This window comes from Halorubrum sp. Ib24, assembly GCF_002252745.1.
In the GTDB taxonomy this organism is placed as follows: domain Archaea; phylum Halobacteriota; class Halobacteria; order Halobacteriales; family Haloferacaceae; genus Halorubrum.
Map to the genome: position 1 here is coordinate 99,609 of NZ_NHOX01000040.1, position 17,738 is coordinate 117,346.

18 protein-coding genes are annotated in these 17,738 nt (G+C 69.7%); 4 read left to right on the top strand and 14 right to left on the bottom strand.

The genetic code is table 11. The features are described 5' to 3' along the window. Positions 1-7: 7 nt before the first annotated feature. Both DJ82_RS10570 and DJ82_RS10575 read right to left on the bottom strand, forming a co-directional pair. Positions 8-460, bottom strand: coding sequence for a bifunctional nuclease family protein (locus DJ82_RS10570; protein ID WP_094523350.1), 453 nt, complete (start codon positions 458-460; stop codon positions 8-10). A 93-nt stretch (positions 461-553) separates the two neighbouring features. Next, the gene (locus DJ82_RS10575) at positions 554-1,243 is read right to left on the bottom strand and encodes a winged helix-turn-helix domain-containing protein (protein WP_094557092.1); all 690 of its coding nucleotides are present in this window, start codon (positions 1,241-1,243) and stop codon (positions 554-556) included. Between the two features lie 109 nt (positions 1,244-1,352). On the opposite strand from DJ82_RS10575, the gene DJ82_RS10580 reads away from it, so the two are divergent. From DJ82_RS10580 to purM, 3 genes are all read left to right on the top strand, one after another. Further along, on the top strand, positions 1,353-3,155 hold the full coding sequence (locus tag DJ82_RS10580) for a TraB/GumN family protein (RefSeq protein WP_094523346.1): 1,803 nt from the start codon (positions 1,353-1,355) through the stop codon (positions 3,153-3,155). Positions 3,156-3,180: 25 nt separating this feature from the next. After that, positions 3,181-3,849, top strand: coding sequence for a metalloprotease (locus DJ82_RS10585; RefSeq protein WP_094581875.1), 669 nt, complete (start codon positions 3,181-3,183; stop codon positions 3,847-3,849). Positions 3,850-3,924: 75 nt separating this feature from the next. Then, positions 3,925-4,959 (top strand): phosphoribosylformylglycinamidine cyclo-ligase, encoded by a 1,035-nt coding sequence (gene purM, locus DJ82_RS10590; RefSeq protein WP_094581760.1) that lies wholly within the window; start codon positions 3,925-3,927, stop codon positions 4,957-4,959. A 5-nt stretch (positions 4,960-4,964) separates the two neighbouring features. Here the strand turns inward: purM and DJ82_RS10595 are convergent, their stop codons facing one another. The 3 genes from DJ82_RS10595 to DJ82_RS15370 form a co-directional block, all read right to left on the bottom strand. Then, positions 4,965-5,267: a DUF6360 family protein gene (locus DJ82_RS10595; RefSeq protein WP_094523342.1), complete on the bottom strand. Its 303-nt coding sequence runs from the start codon at positions 5,265-5,267 to the stop codon at positions 4,965-4,967. Between the two features lie 70 nt (positions 5,268-5,337). Further along, a complete protein-coding gene (locus DJ82_RS10600) occupies positions 5,338-7,101 on the bottom strand; it encodes a nitrite/sulfite reductase (RefSeq protein WP_094581761.1) in 1,764 nt (587 codons plus the stop codon). 77 nt (positions 7,102-7,178) lie between these two features. Beyond that, positions 7,179-7,499, bottom strand: coding sequence for a hypothetical protein (locus tag DJ82_RS15370; RefSeq protein ID WP_094523338.1), 321 nt, complete (start codon positions 7,497-7,499; stop codon positions 7,179-7,181). A 341-nt stretch (positions 7,500-7,840) separates the two neighbouring features. On the opposite strand from DJ82_RS15370, the gene DJ82_RS10610 reads away from it, so the two are divergent. Beyond that, a complete protein-coding gene (locus DJ82_RS10610; RefSeq protein ID WP_094523336.1) occupies positions 7,841-8,041 on the top strand; it encodes a hypothetical protein in 201 nt (66 codons plus the stop codon). A gap of 30 nt (positions 8,042-8,071) precedes the next feature. Here DJ82_RS10610 and DJ82_RS10615 read toward each other — a convergent pair whose 3' ends face one another. The 9 genes from DJ82_RS10615 to DJ82_RS10655 form a co-directional block, all read right to left on the bottom strand. Continuing rightward, entirely contained in the window at positions 8,072-8,611 is a 540-nt protein-coding gene (locus tag DJ82_RS10615; protein WP_094525959.1) for a CBS domain-containing protein, read from the bottom strand. A gap of 87 nt (positions 8,612-8,698) precedes the next feature. Then, a complete protein-coding gene (locus DJ82_RS10620) occupies positions 8,699-9,067 on the bottom strand; it encodes a DUF555 domain-containing protein (protein WP_094522250.1) in 369 nt (122 codons plus the stop codon). Positions 9,068-9,161: 94 nt separating this feature from the next. Continuing rightward, positions 9,162-10,160, bottom strand: a complete 999-nt coding sequence (locus tag DJ82_RS10625) for an isocitrate/isopropylmalate family dehydrogenase (protein ID WP_094581762.1) — start codon at positions 10,158-10,160, stop codon at positions 9,162-9,164. After that, on the bottom strand, positions 10,157-10,813 hold the full coding sequence (gene leuD, locus DJ82_RS10630) for a 3-isopropylmalate dehydratase small subunit (RefSeq protein ID WP_094525956.1): 657 nt from the start codon (positions 10,811-10,813) through the stop codon (positions 10,157-10,159). Before leuD ends, DJ82_RS10625 begins: the two co-directional genes overlap by 4 nt. Further along, positions 10,810-12,231, bottom strand: a complete 1,422-nt coding sequence (gene leuC / locus DJ82_RS10635; protein WP_094557085.1) for a 3-isopropylmalate dehydratase large subunit — start codon at positions 12,229-12,231, stop codon at positions 10,810-10,812. Before leuC ends, leuD begins: the two co-directional genes overlap by 4 nt. A 61-nt stretch (positions 12,232-12,292) precedes the next feature. Further along, positions 12,293-13,348, bottom strand: coding sequence for a ketol-acid reductoisomerase (gene ilvC / locus DJ82_RS10640; protein WP_094522246.1), 1,056 nt, complete (start codon positions 13,346-13,348; stop codon positions 12,293-12,295). Between the two features lie 27 nt (positions 13,349-13,375). Further along, a complete protein-coding gene (gene ilvN / locus DJ82_RS10645; RefSeq protein WP_094581763.1) occupies positions 13,376-14,092 on the bottom strand; it encodes an acetolactate synthase small subunit in 717 nt (238 codons plus the stop codon). After that, a complete protein-coding gene (gene ilvB, locus DJ82_RS10650) occupies positions 14,089-15,906 on the bottom strand; it encodes a biosynthetic-type acetolactate synthase large subunit (protein WP_094522244.1) in 1,818 nt (605 codons plus the stop codon). The genes ilvN and ilvB overlap by 4 nt, the downstream gene beginning before the upstream one ends. A 388-nt stretch (positions 15,907-16,294) precedes the next feature. Further along, positions 16,295-17,455, bottom strand: a complete 1,161-nt coding sequence (locus DJ82_RS10655; protein ID WP_198948056.1) for a LeuA family protein — start codon at positions 17,453-17,455, stop codon at positions 16,295-16,297. Positions 17,456-17,738: the final 283 nt, after the last annotated feature.

The following is a 17,738-nucleotide window of genomic DNA, read 5'->3' on the forward strand; positions in this document are numbered from 1 at the left end:
CTCGTCGTCAGGAGCCGTCTTGGGGTCCGTCGTCGAAGCGGACGGAGTCCGGGGAGCGACCGGCCTCGTCGACCACCTCGTCGGAGACGATGACGGGGCAGTCGATCCGGACGGCGAGCGCGAGCGCGTCGGAGGGGCGCGCGTCGAAGACGAACCGCTCCGGCTCGCCGTCGTCGTACCGCTCCGCGTCGACCTTCGCGTAGAAGGTGCCGTCGCGGAGGTCGTCCACCCGGACGCGGTCGATCGCCCCGCCGAACTCGGTGAGGATGTCGACGAGCAGATCGTGCGTCAACGGCCGGTCGAACGGCTCGCCCTCCAGCGCCATCCCGATCGACTGCGCCTGGTCGGCGCTGACGAAGATCGGGACGTACTCGTCTCGGACCGAGAGGATGACCGCCGGCACGTCGCCGCCCGGCGCGGAGCCCGCTCCGACCCCGACGACCTCGGCTTCGTGTTCCATACCGGATCGTGGTGGCGGCGGCATGAATAGCTGTCCCACGGGCGACGCCGCTCGGCGCCAGCGGAGCGCTCCCGTCCTCGGCGGGCTCCCGCCTCAGGCCCCGCTCGTCCGGTACCAGTACGCCCACGCGACCGTGAAGACGAGCGCCGCGCCGATGAAGAAGACGACGCCCGGTTCGAGCAGCGAGACGGCGTACTCGGCGAGCGGGTCGACGACGTACTCGACCGTGCCGTCGACCGCCGCGTCGCCGCCGTCGGCGGCTCCCCCGCCGTCTCCCCCGGACTGCTCCGCGGTGACGCCGGCGTCGTCGCCCCCGGTCGTGGTCGTCACGCGGGCCGTCGGTCCCGCCACCGAGAGGAGGCGCTGGGCCGCGACGGCCGCCAGTCCGATGAGGCCGTACCCCCCGAGCAGCCGCATCAGCGCGCTCTTGATCCCGGCCGACTCCTCCTCGCCGCCGGCGAACAGCACGAGGGGCTCGTCGGCGGCGGCGTACACGTCCATCTCGCGGCCCTTCTCGGAGTAGGTCGTGTCGACGACGTCGACGAGGTCGGCGCCGTCGAGCTTCGAGAGGTGGTACTGCACGTTCTGGAGCGACGTGTCGACCTCGGCCGCGAGCTCGGACTTCGTCGCCGGCTCGTCGTGGAGGTGGGTGAGGATCTCGCGAGCGGTCTCGGAGCCGAGCGCGGCGATGAGATCGTCCGCGTCCTCGTCGTCGACGCCCACGACCCGCGGTTCTCGGTCCTCGGGCGTCGCGTCGGGCAGGGAGGGCAACAGCCGCGACATGATCGCCATTCTACGCCGTGAGGATACAAATTTGTTGGATCGGTTACGCGCCCGACGATCCGATATCGACTCACAAACCCTAAACGCGGCGAGGGGGTACGTCACGGCAATGACAGAGACGCCAGGGGGCTCCGACGGCGCGTCCGTGCCCCCGACGGCGAGCGACCCCGCGGCGGCGTCCGGGCCCGACGAGGCACCCGGGTCGGGCGGGAGCGACGGCGACGGCGACGGGGGCGCGGCCGGCTCCGTGACCGTCGTCGGCACCGCGCACGTCTCCGAGCGCTCGGTCGACGAGGTCGAGGAGACGATCGATCGCGAGCGCCCCGACGTCGTCGCGGTCGAGCTCGACGAGGGGCGGTACCGTCAGCTGCAGGGCGAGACGCCTGACGACCTCGATGCGAGCGACCTCCTGCGCGGCAACACCGTCTTCCAGTTCCTCGCCTACTGGATGCTCTCGTACGTCCAGACCCAGCTCGGCGAGCGCTTCGACATCGAACCGGGCGCTGACATGCGCGCGGCCATCGACGTCGCCGAGGGGCTCGGGATCGACGTCGCCCTCGTCGACCGTGACATCCAGACGACGATCCAGCGCTTCTGGGCGCGAATGACGGTCACGGAAAAGCTCCGGATGGTCGGCGGGCTCGCGTTCGGCGTCACCGACTCGCGGATCGTCGGCGTGCTCGCGGGGCTGTTCGTCGGGGTCCTCGCGGGGCCGGCGATCGGCCTGTTCGGCGGCAGTTTCGGAGTGACCACCGCGCTGCTGACGCGCGTGACCGCGGGCGTCCTCGTCGCCGTCGCCGCCGGGATCGCCGTCGATCAGGTCGGGAAGCTGGCGCTCTCCCCGGACGGCCGCCTCTACGCGGCGAGCGGGCTCGGCGTCGGCGCCGGGGTGGCCGCGGCGGCCTCCGGCGTCGCGAACGGGCTCGTCTCGACGTACCTCGGCGGCTTCGCCGTGACGGCGATCGGCAGTCTCGGACTCGGGGTCTCGCTCGGGCTGACGCTCGGCGTCGTCGTGGCGGCGCTGCTCGGCCTGACCGACCGCGGCGGCGAGCCGGAGCACGGCGGCATCGAGGAGCTCGGCGTCGAGGAGCTCACCGACACCGACGTGGTGACGATGATGATGGAGGAGTTCCGCCAGTTCTCGCCGGGCGGCGCCGAGGCGCTCATCGACGAGCGGGACGCGTTCATCGCCCACCGGCTCGTCGCCCTCCGCGACGCCGGCAAGGACGTCGTCGCCGTCGTCGGCGCGGGGCATCAGACGGGGATCGAGCGATACCTCGCGAGCCCCGAGACGCTCCCGCCGATGGAGGAGCTCGTCGGCCGGGAACGCGGCGGGAGCAGGCTACCGTGGAAGAAGGCGGTCGGCTACGCGATCACCGTCGGCTTCGTCGGCTTCTTCGTCCTGCTCGCGCTGGCGGGCGTCGAGAACGCCTTCCTGTTCCGGCTGTTCGGCGCGTGGTTCCTCATCAACGGCGCGTTCGCCTTCGCCTTCGCGAAGGTCGCCGGCGCGCGGTGGACCGCCGCGGGCGTCGGGGGCGCGGTCGCGTGGATGACCTCGATCAACCCGGTGCTCGCGCCCGGCTGGTTCACCGGCTACGTCGAGCTCCGGCACCTCACGGTGAACGTCGGCGACATCGGGACGCTCAACGAGCTGCTCTCGGACGAGACGCGGTCGCCCTCCGAGCTGGTCTCGGCGATGCTCGACGTCCCGCTGTTCAAGCTCATCGTCGTCGTCGCGATGACGAACGTCGGCAGCATCGTCGCGAGCTTCCTGTTCGCCGTCTACGTGATCCCGGCGATGTTCGGCGCCGAGGTCGGCGGCGTCGACGAGGTCGGCCGCCTCATGATCGACGGCGCCGGCACCGGCGCGGAGCTGATACGGAACGCCATCCTGGGCGGTGGTGGGGCGTGACTCGGTCCGCCGTCGGGGGTGGCGCGTGAGCTCCGCCTTCCGCGGTCGCCGGATCGCCGGCCTCTATTTCAGCGGCACGGAGCTGCGCGACCTGCTCGTCGCGTGGCTCGCGCTCGGCGTCGCGTTCACGTTCTTCTTCGTCAACGGCACCGCCGGCTTCGGCCGGCTCCTCGCCGCGGGGGTGCTCCCGCCGCTGCTCGTCGGCCTCCTCACCGCGGGCGTCGCGTTCCTCCTCCACGAGATCGCGCACAAGGTCGTCGCGGTCCACTACGACCAGGTGGCCGAGTTCCGGGCCGACAACAGCATGCTGTTTCTGGCCGTGATGAGCTCGCTCCTCGGATTCATCTTCGCCGCGCCCGGCGCGGTCCACCACCGCGGTCGCCTGACGCCGCGAGAGCACGGCCACATCGCGCTCGCCGGCCCGGTCGTCAATCTGCTTCTCACCCTCGTCTTCCTCCCGGCGTTCCTGCTCGGTCCCGTCGTCGGCAGCCCCGTGATCACCCTGATCGGCTCCCGCGGGATCGCGATCAACGTCTTCCCCGCGGCGTTCAACCTGATCCCGTACGGCCCGCTCGACGGGAAGACCGTGTTCGACTGGAGCAAGGGCGTGTGGGTCGGCTTCTTCGTCGTCTCCGTCCTGCTCACGATCGGCCTGGTCTTCGTCGGCGGGCTCGGCTTCGGCGGGCCGTTCTGAGGGGAGCGACGCGACGGGGGCGGTCGCGCCGGCCGGAACGGTGCGCTTTTGCTCCGCGGGCGTCCCTCGACACACATGACCGAGGGCGACGGCGACGAGACGGGGGGAGAAGCGGACGAGGGCGACGACGAACTCACGTACGCCGACGCGGGCGTCGACATCGACGCGAGCGAGGCGGCGACCGCGGCGCTGATCGGCGCGGTCGGCGAGGCCGAGGGCGACTACGCCGGCCTCCTCGACATCGGCGATCGGTACCTCGCGCTCGCGACCGACGGCGTCGGGACGAAGCTCCTCGTCGCCGAGGCGCTCGGCGACTACTCGACGGTCGGCATCGACTGCATCGCGATGAACGTCAACGACCTGGTCGCCGCCGGCGTCCGCCCCGTCGCCTTCGTCGACTACCTCGCGGTCGACGAGCCGGACGAGCGGTTCGCCGAGCAGGTCGGCGACGGCCTCGCCCGCGGCGCCGAGCTGGCGGACATGGAGCTCGTCGGCGGCGAGACGGCGGTGATGCCGGACGTGATCCGGGGACTCGACCTGGCGGGCACCTGCGCCGGACTCGCCGCGAAGGACGCCGTGTTCGACGGCGAGGCGCGGCCGGGCGACGCGCTGGTCGGCTGGCGCTCCTCTGGGATCCACTCCAACGGGCTCACGCTCGCCCGCGAAGCCGCCACGCGGAACCACGACTACGACGACCCCTGCCCGTTCGACGGCTACGAGACGGTCGGCGAGGCGCTCTTGGAGCCGACTCGGATCTACACCGACCTGCTCGACCCGATGCGCGAACGCGACGTGCGCGGCGCGGCCCACGTCACCGGCGGCGGCTGGACGAACCTGACGCGGCTCGGCGACCACGGGTACGTCGTCGAGGACGCCTTCGACCCCCAGCCCGTCTTCGAGTTCGTGCAGTCCGAGGGGAGCGTCTCCGACGAGGAGATGCACCGGACGTTCAACATGGGCACCGGCTTCGTCGCCGCCCTCGACCCCGACGACGCCGAGTCGCTGGCGGCCGAGACAAACGGGCGCGTGATCGGCCGGGTAGCAGATGCCGACGGCGGCGAGACCGGGGAGCCGTCCGGAGCAGTCGCGATCCGAGGACTCGAACTGTAAGCGCGTCAGTCCGCGTCGTCGGCCGTCTCGTCGAGAGCGGCCGCGACTCGGTCCGCAGTCGACTCCAGCGCCTCGGCGAGCGCTCTCGCCTGTGCCGCGGAGAGTTCGATCTCGTCGGCGTGTGCCGGAAGGGAATCGAACGCGGTGTCGTCGAGTTCGACCTGCAGCGTCACGTGGTCCGGTTCCTCTCGCGGCGCGGTGACGTTCACGACGCCAGGCGCGTCCTCCTCGAAGTCGTGACCGCGAACCCGCCCGTCGACGAGGTCGAGCGTGGTGTAGGCGTTCACGCGGAGCAGGCGGTTGCTCATTCGCTCGCCCTCGGCGTCGTCGAAGGCGTCGGGGACGTCGCCGTCGTGGGTGTCGTCGAGGCCTGCATCGTCAGTCGTCCGCCGGCACCGGCGGCCCCTCGTCGATCCCGTCGTTCTCGGCGTACGGGTACCACGTACGCTTCGTGTTGTGCATCATCGGGTCGTCGTAGTCGGTCTCCTCCGGGTCCACGAGGGCGTCGAGTTCGTCGTCGTCGTGGCGGGCGACGAAGGCGCGGAACGACTCGCCGTCCTCGCGCCGGGCGGCGAAGCTCTCGATCAGGTTCGCGATCGCGCCCGGGACCTCGTCGACCGGGACGCGTTGGGTTACCCAGCGGGCGAACTGGGGGTTCTCGCCGAGGCCGCCGCCGAGGCCGACGTCGAGCGCTTCCACCGGGTCGCCGTCCTTCCTAGTCTTCATGCCGCGCAGGCTCACGTCGGCGATCTGCGGCTGCGCGCACGACGCCGTACAGCCGGACAGGTGGATGTGGAACTCGTCGACGCCGTCCGGGAGGTCGACGTTCCCCTTTAGCCACCGGGCGAAGCGGACCTGCCGGTTCTTGGTCTCGACGATCGACAGCGAGCAGAACTCGGTCCCGGTACACGCGACGGAGCCCCGCATGAACGGCGACGGATCCGGCGAGTAGTGGTCGAGCAACGGCTCGTCGAGGAGGTCGTCGAGTTCCGCGTCGGGCACGTCGGTGAGGATGACGTTCTGTCGCTGGGAGAGTCGGACCTCGCCGGAGCCGTACTCCTCGGCGAGGTCGGCGAGGTCGAGGACGTCGGCCGCACCCATTCGGCCCACGAGCACGTTCAGACCCACGAAGTTCCGCCCGTCCTTCTGATCGTAAACGCCGATCAGGTCGTTCCGCTCGCCCTCGCCCGCGTTGTAGGTGTACTCCTCGCGGACGTCCCGGCCGGCGGTCTCCAGTTCGAAATTGACGTACTCCTCCTGAAGGGTCTCGCGGACCGTCTCCGCTCCCCACTCGTCGACGAGGAACTTCACGCGGGCGTTGTATCGGTCCTCACGGTCGCCGTAATCACGGAAGAGCGCGGAGAGGCCGCCGGCGACGGCCGAGACCTGCTCCGGCGGGACCCAGACGTCGATGTCGCGGGCGAGGCGCGGTTCGTTGCGGGCGAGCCCCCCGCCGACGCGGACGTTGAAGCCGACGGCGTCCTCGCTTTCGGCCCCGTCCGTCTCGACCTGCTTATAAGCGGGCTCGAACGCGAGGTCATTGATATCGCCCTGTCCGGAGCCGTCGGCGGAGCCCGTCACGGACACCTTCCACTTCCGCGGTAGGTTGGTGTGATCGTCGTTCCCTTTGAACGTCTCGTTGAGTTCGCGGATGACCGGCCACGCGTCGACGACCTCCTGGCCGTCCTTCCCGGCGACCGGATTGCCGACGATGTTCCGCCACGAGTCCCCACACGCCTGCTGCGTCGAGAGTCCGTTCGCCGCCAGTTTCTCGAAGACCGCCGGCACGTCCGAGAGCTCGATCCAGTGCAGTTGGATCGACTGACGGGTGGTGAAGTCGGCGTACGCGTCGCCGAAGATCGGATTCGTCCCCGGGCCACGGGCGTACTCGTCGGCGATCTCGCCGACCGTACGGAGCTGCCCCGGCTCGAGCACGCCGTTCGGGGTCCCGATCCGCATCATGAAGTACCCCTCCTGTCCGTTCCGCTGGTGGTACAGCCCCCACCACTTGAACCGCTCGAACCAGGCGTCCCGCTCGTCGTCCGGGATCGAGTCGTACCCCTGCTCGGCGAACTCGAATAGGCGGTCACGAACCTCGTTCCCGTAGACCTCCGACTTCCAGTTCTCGACGTCTGTTGGCATCGTTGTCGGCTACACCCGACGCCCACATAGGTGACCGCGTGGAGTCAACCTTCCCCGGTGGTTTATTTCAGAGGCGGTTATTGCCGGTGGTTTGCCGTCCGCGAACGTCGAACCGACGATCGGTCGAATTCGACGAACTCACCGTCCCGTATCCGTCCAACCGGCAGCCAGGCCGTCGTTCCCGTCACGCCACACGCGATACACTGGCCATGGACGCGAGTCTCGATCGTCGCCCCGTCGACGCCGACCGTCTGGAAGTTCTCGACGACCAGATCGGCGAGATCGCAGTCACAGAAACCGGGCGCGTCGAGGCGCCAGAGTTCGCTAACACGCACTTCTCGGGTGTCGTCGATGGATAGCCACGCCCCGTCATCGAGGACGCGTAAGCGGGTGGTCACACACCGGGTTCGGTCTCGACGAATCAAACGGTGCCGATGCTCGCAAACGCGGACGCGGTTGATAACGCCGAGATGACGGGGAACCGCCCGACTACGGTCGGGTTGGAGGGGGTACGTCAGTCACGGATACCGGAATTCCTTTCCGGTACCATGGAGTAGTGGTTCGATTTACTCGTGTGACGAGGCTTATGATCGATGGAGTCGTACCTCGACGCGATGATGGATCCGACCCCCGATCGTGCCGTCGATCGATCCGTCGATACCGATGACGAAAGAGTCAACCGACAGCACACCTCCGCGGACGTCGCTCCCGAGCTCTTCGAGGACGTTCCGCGAGAGCGATGACAGATCGATCCGCGTCGAGCGCAGGCGACGACGAGCCGGAGACCGAGTCCAGTGATGACGCCGACCCGGAGACTGAGCCGGAACAGACTCAGGAGGGCGATGGCACGGAACATCTCGACGACATCGATGACGGGGTCGGGTGTACGGAGATCTGGGAACACCTTTCGGAGCGGCGGGAGGCGGAGCGGGACGCGTAGCGGGACGGCCGATCGTCGGCCGCGGTCCGGTTACGACAGGTGCGCGGCGATGTCCGCCTCGGTGATGATCCCGACCGTCTCGCCGCCGTCGGTGACCATCACCGCCTTGTAGTGGTCCAGCAGGTTCCGGACCTCGTCGACGGTCGCGCCGGGTGCGACCGTGGGGAACGACTCGCTCATCACCTCGCTGACCGGGTGGTCCCCGACGTTCTCGCCCGCGTGGACCACGTCGCCCTGACTGATCGAGCCGACCGGCACGCCGTTCTGGAGCACCGGGAGCTGCGAGTACGCCTCCTCCTCCATCAGGTCCACCGCCTCGCGCACCGCGTCGTCGGGCGCGACGCTGATCACCGTCTCGTTCATCAGGTCGCTCGCGCGAACGACCTCGCCCTCCGCCTCTTGGAGCGCGTTGACGATCCGCCGGAGCGTCGAGAGCCGCGGGTCGACGTCGCCGCCCTCGATCCGGGCGATCAGGGGCTGTGAGACGTCCGCCGCGTCCGCCAACTCGCTCTGTGTCAGCTCCAGCGTCGTCCGCCGTTCGCGGAGGTCCTGCGGCGTGGGGAGTTCCATACGGTCAATAACTCCGGGTTATTAGAAAAGGTTTCGACGGCGACCGATATCGCGGCGACGGTCGGGGCTCTCCGCGATCGGAGCGCCTTACTCGGCGTCGCCGTCGTCGTCTCCGTCCGTCTCGACGATCTCGATGACCTCGAGGGGAACGTCCCGCAGCGCGCCGCCGACCTCGCTTTTCGCGATCCGCTCGGCGTGCTCCTCGCTGTCGGCGTTGAAGATGTCGATCTCCAAGAGGAGTCCGACGAGGGCCGTGTTGGCCGCGAGGAACGCGGCGTCGAACGGCTCACCGCAGGCCGGACAGCCGGTGACGCCGGGTTCGACCTCGACGTACTGCTTGTCCGTCTCGTTGAGTCGCTTGCCGGCTTCGCTGACCGCGACGCCGATGGCGTCGTCGGTCTCCTCGACGTCACGGACCAACCAGGCGGCTTCCATCGCGACTTCGTAGTTGCTCATATCCGGGTGGACGGGCCGCAGGGTTTCCTTTCTTGTGGTTCGCCCGCGGTCGCCGTGCGAGAAGGTGTCTCCCGGAGGGTTACGGCCCCGAGAGCTACAACCGCTCGACGATCGCCGCCGTGATCTCGTCGGTCGTCGCGTCGCCGCCGAGGTCGCCGGTGCGCGGCCCGTCGGAGAGCACGCCCTCCACCGCGTCGCGCACCCGTTCGCCCTCTTCGCCGTAGCCGAGGTACTCCAGCAGCATGGCGGCCGACAGTATCGCCGCCGTCGGGTTCGCGACCCCCTCGCCGGCGATGTCGGGCGCGGTGCCGTGGACCGGTTCGAACAGCGCGTTGTCGTGGCCGACGTTCGCGGAGGGAAGGAGGCCGAGCCCGCCGACGAGCCCGGCGGCCAGGTCCGAGAGCACGTCGCCCGCGAGGTTCGGGCAGACGATCACGCCGTACTGCGTCGGGTCGAGCGGGAGCTTCGTCGCGAACGCGTCCATCAGCTCCTCGTCGGCGTCGACGCCGCGCTCCGCGGCGACCGCGAGCACTTCCTCGCGGAACCGCCCGTCCGTCTCGCGCATCACGTTCGCCTTGTGCGCGACCGTGAACCCGTCCTCGGGGCCGCCGGCGGGGCCGCGCCCGTCGGCGACGAACTCGCAGGCGTACGCCGCGAGCTCCCGCGACGCCGACGAGGTGACCACCCGATTCAGCGTCGAGAGGTCGTCCGAGAGCCGGTCCTCGTGGCCGGCGTAGACGCCTTCGGTGTTCTCGCGCAGGAAGACGACGTCCGTCTCCGGGCGCAGCGCGTCGACGCCGGGGTACGCCTTGGCGGGTCGGACGTTGACGAACGAGTCCACGGCGTCCCGCAGCGGGAGGATGACGTCGGCGGCGGTCTCGCCGGCCGCGCCGAACAGCGTCGCGTCGGCGTCCGCGGCGAGCTCGTACGTCTCCGCCGGGAGCGCCTCGCCGGTCGCCTCCTTCGTCGCGTCGCCGGCCTCGCCCCGGACGAACTCGAAGCCGAGGTCGAACGACTCCAACACCTCCAGGGCCGCGGGGACGACCTCCCGGCCGATCCCGTCGCCCTCGATGACGGCGACCTCGTGGCTCACGCCTCGTCCCCCGGGATGTCCGCCTCCGGGACGTAGGGCAGCGACCGGGCGGTCTCGCGGACCGCGCCGGCGTTCGCGCCCATCAGCGCCGTGGTGTCCCAGACGCCCTCGACGAGGGCCTTCCGCTGGGCGTCGTGGACCGTCGCGTCGATCGCGGTGTCGTCGTAGGTGATCGTCTCCGCGGCCACGTCGATGTCGACCTCCGCGTCGGGGTTCGCCTCGACGTAGTCCTGAAGCGCCTCGATCGACTCCTGGTCGGCCGTGACCGTCGGGATGCCGAGCGCGAGGCAGTTCCCCGCGAAGATCTCCGCGAACGACTCGCCGACGACGGCGTCGATCCCCCAGCGCATCAGCGCCTGGGGGGCGTGTTCGCGCGAGGAGCCGCAGCCGAAGTTGGCGTTGACGACGAGGACGTTCGCGCCCCGGTACTGCTCCTCGTTGAACGGGTGGTCCTTCTCGTTGTCGTCGTCGTCGAACCGCTGGTCGAAGAAGGAGAACTGGCCCAGCCCGTCGAAGGTGACGACCTTCATGAACCGCGCCGGGATGATCTGGTCGGTGTCGATGTCGTTGCCCCGGACCGGGATCCCGGTACCGGAGACTTCGGTCACCTTCTCCGCCGGCGCCTCGCCGGCGCTGAAATCGGGCGAGCTCATACGGTCGCCACCTCCTCCATCTCGCGGACGTCGGTGACCTCGCCGGTCACCGCCGCGGCCGCGACCATGATCGGGCTCATCAGCACGGTCCGCCCGTCCTTCGAGCCCTGCCGGCCGACGAAGTTCCGGTTCGAGGAGGACGCGCTCGCCTCGTCGCCCTCCAACTGGTCGTCGTTCATGCCGAGACACATCGAACAGCCCGGCTCGCGCCAGTCGAACCCGGCCTCGACGAAGATCTCGTCGAGCCCTTCGGCCTCGGCGGCGTCCCGGACGCGCTGGCTGCCGGGGACGACCATCGCGCGCACGTCGTCGTCGACCTCGCGGCCCTCGACGAACGCCGCGGCCTCGCGGAGGTCCTTCAGGCGCGCGTTGGTACAGGAGCCGAGGAACGCCACGTCGATGTCGTACCCCTCCATCGTGTCGCCCGGCTCGACGCGCATGTGCTTCTGCGCGCGACGCGCGGTGTCGCTGTCCTCCTCGGGGAGGTCGTCCGGGTCCGGGATGGGCTCGGTGATGCCCGCGGTCTGTCCCGGCGTGGTCCCCCACGTCACGGTCGGCTCGATCGCCGAGCCGTCGATGGTGACGATGTCGTCGTACTCCGCGCCGTCGTCGGTCCGGATCGACTCCCAGTAGGGCTTCAGCCGCTCGAACTTCTCGGGGTCGTCGGCGAAGGCGTCCGTCTCCCGGAGCCACTCGTAGGTGGTCTCGTCGGGGTTGACGTAGCCCGCGCGAGCGCCGCCCTCGATGGACATGTTACAGATGGACATCCGTCCCTCCATCCCGAGCTTCTCGATGGCCTCGCCGGCGTACTCGTAGACGTAGCCGACCCCGCCGTCGGTCCCGAGCTTCCCGATGATCGTGAGGATGATGTCCTTCGCGGTGACGCCCTCACCGAGCTCGCCCGTGACCTCGATCCTGCGGACCTTCTGTTTCTCCATCGCGACGCAGCCCGTCGCCAGCACGTCGCGGATCTGCGACGTGCCGATGCCGAACGCCAGCGCGCCGAACGCGCCGTGCGTCGACGTGTGCGAGTCGCCGCAGACGATGGTCATGCCGGGCTGCGTGAGCCCCTGCTCCGGCCCGATGACGTGGACGATCCCCTGATCGCCGGAGTCCGGGTCGGAGAAGTCGATGCCCGAGCCGCGGACGTTCTCCTCCAGCTCCGCCATCATGCTTTCGGCGGCCTCGTCGCTGTAGGGCCGGTCGCGGTTGCCGGTCGGCACGATGTGGTCGACCGTGGCGTGGGTGCGCTCCGGGAAGGCGACCTCCCGCCCGCGCTCCTTCAGCATGCCGAACGCCTGCGGGCTGGTGACCTCGTGGACGAGGTGGAGCCCGACGAACAGCTGGTCCTGTCCCGTTGGCAGCTCCGTCACCTTGTGGTGGTCCCACACCTTGTCGTACAGGGTCCCCTCGCTCATCGGGGATCACCCGCGCGGGGCGCGGTCGCCGTCGCTTCGGTCCCGTCGCCGCGGACGCCCATCAGGCCGTCACCTCGGCCGACTCCTCTTCCTCCTCGCCCTCCTCCTGCCACGCGAACAGGCCGCGAAGCTCCTCGCCGACGGCCTCGATCTCGTGGTTCTTCTCGGCGTTGCGGAGCTGGGTGTACGACGGCCGGCCCGCCTGGTTCTCCGAGATCCACTCGCGGGCGAAGGTGCCGTTCTGAACGCCTTCGAGGACCTCCTCCATGTTCGCGCGGACCTGGTCGTCGATGATCTCGTCGCCCCGGGTGAGTCCGCCGTACTCCGCGGTGTGTGAAACGGAGTCCCACATGGCGCCGAGCCCGCCCTCGTACATCAGGTCGACGATGAGCTTCATCTCGTTCATGCACTCGAAGTACGCCATCTCGGGGGAGTAGCCCGCCTCGACGAGCGTCTCGTACCCCTGCTTGATCAGCGAGGCGATGCCGCCGCAGAGGACGGCCTGCTCGCCGAACAGGTCGGTCTCGGTCTCCTCGCGGAAGCTCGTCTCGACGACGCCGGCGCGGGTGCAGCCGATCGCGGCCGCGTACGCGAGCGCCTCGTCGTGGGCCTCGCCCGTGGCGTCCTGATACACCGCCAGCAGCCCCGGCGTCCCCTGGTCGTTCTCGTAGTTCCGGCGGACGATGTGGCCCGGCGACTTCGGCGCGATCATCGTCACGTCGACGTCCTCGGGCGGCTGGATCTGGTTATAGTGGATGTTGAACCCGTGCGCGAACTGGAGCGTGTCGCCGGGCTCCAGGTTCGGCTCGATCGACTCCTCGTAGACGTCCGCCTGGACCGTGTCGGGCAGGAGGACGCTCACGATGTCGGCCGCCTCGGCGGCGGCGGCCGGCGTCGCGACCTCGAGCCCGTCGCTCTCGGCGGCCGCGCGCGAGGAGCTGTCCTCGCGGAGGCCGACGACCACGTCGATCCCGCTCTCGTGGAGGTTCTGGGCGTGCGCGTGCCCCTGCGAGCCGTAGCCGAGCACGGCCACGACCGTCTGGGCGATCGCTTCGCCGTCCGCGTCTTCGTCGTAGTATACGTTGGATTCGACCGTCTGCATGTCGTTGTCGCTCATTGTGTAATGTGTGAGTGTGTGTCTGCGTCAGCTGTCGTGCGTCGTCGGTTCGCCGGCCGTTCCGGGTTTCTCTCCGGGCGCCGTCGGGACGTCGCCGCGCGCGAGCGCGGTCTGGCCCGTTCGAGCGATCTCGATGATGCCGAACTGGCGGAACGCGTCGAGCGCGTCGTCGATCCGCGCCTCGTCCCCGGTGAGCTGGACGGTGATCGTCCGCGGCCCGGCGTCGAGCGTCCGACCGTCGTACATCTCGGTGACGGCGTGGACCGCGGCCGGGTCGTCCGCCTCGATCTTCAGCAGGACGAGCTCCGCCGTCACCGCGTTGCCGGACACCTCGCCGACGGATATCACGGGTTTCAGCTTCGCCATCTGCTTTTCGATCTGGTCGATGCCGGGGTCCGTCTCCTCGACGACCATCGTGATCCGCGAGTGTCCGTCGACGGTCGTCGGCCCGACCGTGAGGCTCTCGATGTTGAACTGGCGGCGGGAGACGAGCCCGGAGACGCGCGCGAGCACGCCCGTCTCGTCCTCCACGAGCGCCGAGATGACGGCGCGCCGCGACTCGTGTTCGGCCTCGACGACGGGGTCGATCCGGATCCCTTCGAGATTTCGGCGCCCCTCCGGGTGGTCCCGCTCCTCGGGGCCCGGCTGCTCGCCCGGCGCCGGCCGGGAGTCGGGCTCCGGGACGCCGCCGGACGCGGAGCCGCCGTCGGTCGCGGGTCGGGAGTCGGGCGAATCGCCGCTCATAGCTGGTCCTCCGCGGTGGCGAACTTCCCGTTTGCGCCGCCGCTCGGCACCATCGGCAGGACGTTCTCCTCGGGGTCGACGTGGAAGTCGATCACGGCGGGGCCGTCGTAGTCGAGGGCCTCCTCGACCGCCGGCGCGACCTCGTCGTAGTCGTCGACGCGGAGGCCGAGGGCGCCGAACGCCTCCGCGAGCTTGTCGAACTCGGGCATCCACGTGTAGTCGGAGGCCATGTGACGCCCCTCGTAGAAGGCGTCCTGCCACTGCCGCACCATGCCGATGTACTCGTTGTTGAGCACGGCGATGGTGACGTCGAGGTCCTCGCGGACGGCCACGGAGAGCTCCTGCATCGTCATCAGGAAGGAGCCGTCGCCGTCGAAACAGACCACGTCGCGGTCGGACTCGCCCATGGCGTCGGCGGCGACCCGCGCGCCGACCGCGGCGGGCACGCCGTAGCCCATCGTCCCCAGACCGTGCGAGGAGACCCACGTCCGGGGCTCCGTGTACGTCCAGAACTGGGAGGCCCACATCTGGTGTTGGCCGACGCCGGTCGTCACGATGGCGTCGTCGTCGGTCGCCTCGTCGAACGCCTCGACGACGAACTGCGGTTTCAGCGGCTCGTCCTCGGGCGTCGCGTACGTGAGCGGGTACGTCTCCTTCCACTCGGCGCACCGCTCGCGCCACGCCCCGGCGTCGGGCGCCTCGCGGACCGCCGCGGTGAGCTGGTCGAGGACGCGCTCCGCGTCGCCGATCAGCGGGTGGTCCGCGTGGACGTTCTTCGAGATCTCGGCCGGGTCGATGTCGACGTGGACGACCTCGGCCTCGGGCGCGAAGGTGTCGATACCGCCGGTGAGCCGGTCGTCGAACCGGGTGCCGACCGCGATCAGGCAGTCGGTGTGGGTGATCGCCATGTTCGCGTAGCCGGTGCCGTGCATCCCGGCCCACGAGAGGCAGAGATCGTCGTCCTCGGGGAACGAGCCGATCCCGGGCATCGTCGTCGTCACCGGGATCCCGTACGTCCGCGCGAACGTCCGCGCGGCGTCGCTCGCCTCGGCCTTGATCACGCCGCCGCCGAACAGACAGAGGGGCCGCTCGGCCTCCTCGATGGCCCGAGCCGCCGACTCGACCGCGTCGGTGTCGGCGTTCGGGTCGGGGTCGGTGCCGGCCGGGGGCGTCGCCGGCCCCGGCGTCTCGTCGGTCTCGCCCTGCGTGACGTCCTTCGGGAGGTCGACGAGCGTCGGCCCCGGGCGACCGGCCCGGGACAGCTCGAACGCCTCGCCGACGGTGTCGCCGACGGTGTCGGCGCCGCTCGCGAAGTAGTTGTGCTTCGTGATCGGACGGGTGACCCCGATCGTGTCGGTCTCCTGGAACGCGTCGTTGCCGACGAACTCGGTCGGCACCTGTCCGGTCAACGCGAGCATCGAGTCGGAGTCCATGTCGGCGTCGGCGATCCCGGTGACGAGGTTTGTCGCGCCCGGGCCCGAGGTCGCCAGGCAGACCCCCGGTTCCCCGGACACGACGCCGTACGCGTCGGCGGCGTGGACGGCGCCCTGCTCGTGGGCCATCGTGACGTGGTCGATCGAGGAGCTGTACAACGCGTCGTAGACGGGCATGATCGCGCCGCCCTGGACGCCGAAGGCCGTCTCCGCGCCGGCCGCCTCGAGGGCGGCGACGACCGACTCCGCGCCGGTCGCGACCGTCCCCGCGGCGGGCGTCTCGTCGGGATCGGCGCCGGGCGCCCCGTCGTCGGCTCCCGTCGCCGGCTCCTCGGAGCCCTCCGGATCGTCCTCTCGTGGGTGTGCTGCTGTGTCGCTCATTGTCGTGGTGGTGTTCGGTGTGGCATCTCTCGCGCGTCGAGGGTCGGTCCGACCGCCGCCGCGATCGGATCGCGGTCCGTCGGCCGGCGGTCGATAGTTCGTCGAGTCGGTGAGGAAGGGGTGATGTAGGGGATTATACCCCTACGATGATCGGCGCGACGGCTCCGGCGACGTCGGCTGTCGTCGGAAGTGCGGTGTGCCGTCGCATCTCGCCCTGACCAACGGAGTCCGGGTATAAATCCCTGTCGGGGCGCCGACACGGTCGGTCGGATCGCGGCGTCGAACCGGTCCGCCGTTCCGAACCGGTTCGGGGCACGCGGACTCCCCGGAGCCCCCGTCGACTCGCGCGGCGGTCGCTCGGCGGGCTCCCCGGTCAGGGGGGCGGCCATCAGACCCGGACCTCCTCCTCGCGGTCGATGCCCGCCTCCTCGGCGAACCGCTCGACGTCGCCGGCGGTCACCTGCCGCTTGCCGGCGCCGTACTCCTTGACGCGTTTGGTGATGCGCCGGACCTCGCCGTCGCTCGGGACGAAGCCGGCCTCCTCCAGGTGCTTGCGCACGCTGTGGGTGCCGGTGTGTTTCCCGAGCACGAACTCGCGCTCGGCCCCGACCATCTCCGGGGTCATCACGCCGGTCTCGAACGTGTCGCTGTTCTCGATGACGCCGGCGGCGTGGATGCCCGACTCGTGCGCGAACGCGTTCCGTCCGGTGACGGGCTTGTTCGCGGGCACGGGGATGTCGGACGCCTCCTCGACGATCCGCGCCAGCTTGGTGATCTGGGTCGTGTCGATGCCGGTGTCGACGCCGTACACCGACTCGACGGCCATCACGACCTCCTCGTATGCGGCGTTGCCGGCGCGTTCGCCGATCCCGTTGACCGACACCTGCGCCTGCTCGGCGCCGTTCTCGAAGCCCATGATCGCGTTCGCCGCGGCCATCCCGAAGTCGTCGTGCGTGTGCACGTCGACGCGGGCGTCGGTCGCGTCGACGACGGCCTCCACGGTCTTCCCGAAGCTCGTCGGCATCGCCACGCCGCACGTGTCCGGGATGTTGATCCAGTCCGTGCCGGCGTCGCTGACCGCCTCGACGATCTCCGTCAGGTACGTCGGGTCCGTCCGGGTGGCGTCCATCGGCGAGAACATGCACTCGACGCCGGCGTCTTTCACCTTCTCGACGGCGGCGACGGCGCGTTCCTTCGCCTCCGCGCGGGTCGCGTGCATCGAGTCCTCCAGCTGGACGTCGCTGGTGGAGACGAACACGTGGACCATCTCGACGCCGGAGTCGATCGCGGGGTCGATGTCGCCGTCGACGACCCGCGCCAGCCCGCAGACGGTGGTGTCCGTCGCGGCGGCGATGTCGCTGACGGCCTCGAACTCCGCGTCCGAGTTCACCGGGAACCCCGCCTCGATGACGTGGGTGTTCATGTCGTCCAGCGTCGCCGCTATGCGGCGTTTCTCGTCGTAGCTGAACGACGTCCGTGGTGACTGTTCTCCGTCTCGTAACGTCGTGTCGAAGATCCGTACAGGACCGATTTCGATGTTAGAAGCTATCGTGCCCTGGAAGAACTCGATCCGCCGGGGTGTCCGACGAAGCCTCCGTGATGTCTGTCATCGACTGTCGACAGGACGGTCGAGAACTTAACGCTTGTGCCAATAGCAAAAACGACGCCTCGCTGACAGTGGCTCTCGTGTCGGCGTCGTCGAAAAACCGCCTGACGTGAGCGTCGTACCCATTCTTTATACTCCTTATACGCTAACCGCGAACGGCCGGGTATGTGGTTTCGGAACCGCGTTGATAAGCCCGATCGACGTTCGTTTCGTTTCGGCCGCGCCC

What these genes read in the sequence shown, in the direction of transcription:
- purM (WP_094581760.1), top strand. Translation starts at nt 3,925, where the DNA reads ATGACCGAGGGCGACGGCGACGAGACGGGGGGAGAAGCGGACGAGGGC.
- leuD (WP_094525956.1), bottom strand. Translation starts at nt 10,813, where the DNA reads ATGAGCTCGCCCGATTTCAGCGCCGGCGAGGCGCCGGCGGAGAAGGTG.
- DJ82_RS10570 (WP_094523350.1), bottom strand. Translation starts at nt 460, where the DNA reads ATGGAACACGAAGCCGAGGTCGTCGGGGTCGGAGCGGGCTCCGCGCCG.
- leuC (WP_094557085.1), bottom strand. Translation starts at nt 12,231, where the DNA reads ATGAGCGAGGGGACCCTGTACGACAAGGTGTGGGACCACCACAAGGTG.
- DJ82_RS10600 (WP_094581761.1), bottom strand. Translation starts at nt 7,101, where the DNA reads ATGCCAACAGACGTCGAGAACTGGAAGTCGGAGGTCTACGGGAACGAG.
- DJ82_RS10575 (WP_094557092.1), bottom strand. Translation starts at nt 1,243, where the DNA reads ATGTCGCGGCTGTTGCCCTCCCTGCCCGACGCGACGCCCGAGGACCGA.
- ilvC (WP_094522246.1), bottom strand. Translation starts at nt 13,348, where the DNA reads ATGAGCGACAACGACATGCAGACGGTCGAATCCAACGTATACTACGAC.
- DJ82_RS10580 (WP_094523346.1), top strand. Translation starts at nt 1,353, where the DNA reads ATGACAGAGACGCCAGGGGGCTCCGACGGCGCGTCCGTGCCCCCGACG.
- ilvB (WP_094522244.1), bottom strand. Translation starts at nt 15,906, where the DNA reads ATGAGCGACACAGCAGCACACCCACGAGAGGACGATCCGGAGGGCTCC.
- DJ82_RS10615 (WP_094525959.1), bottom strand. Translation starts at nt 8,611, where the DNA reads ATGGAACTCCCCACGCCGCAGGACCTCCGCGAACGGCGGACGACGCTG.
- ilvN (WP_094581763.1), bottom strand. Translation starts at nt 14,092, where the DNA reads ATGAGCGGCGATTCGCCCGACTCCCGACCCGCGACCGACGGCGGCTCC.
- DJ82_RS10610 (WP_094523336.1), top strand. Translation starts at nt 7,841, where the DNA reads ATGACAGATCGATCCGCGTCGAGCGCAGGCGACGACGAGCCGGAGACC.
- DJ82_RS10620 (WP_094522250.1), bottom strand. Translation starts at nt 9,067, where the DNA reads ATGAGCAACTACGAAGTCGCGATGGAAGCCGCCTGGTTGGTCCGTGAC.
- DJ82_RS10595 (WP_094523342.1), bottom strand. Translation starts at nt 5,267, where the DNA reads ATGAGCAACCGCCTGCTCCGCGTGAACGCCTACACCACGCTCGACCTC.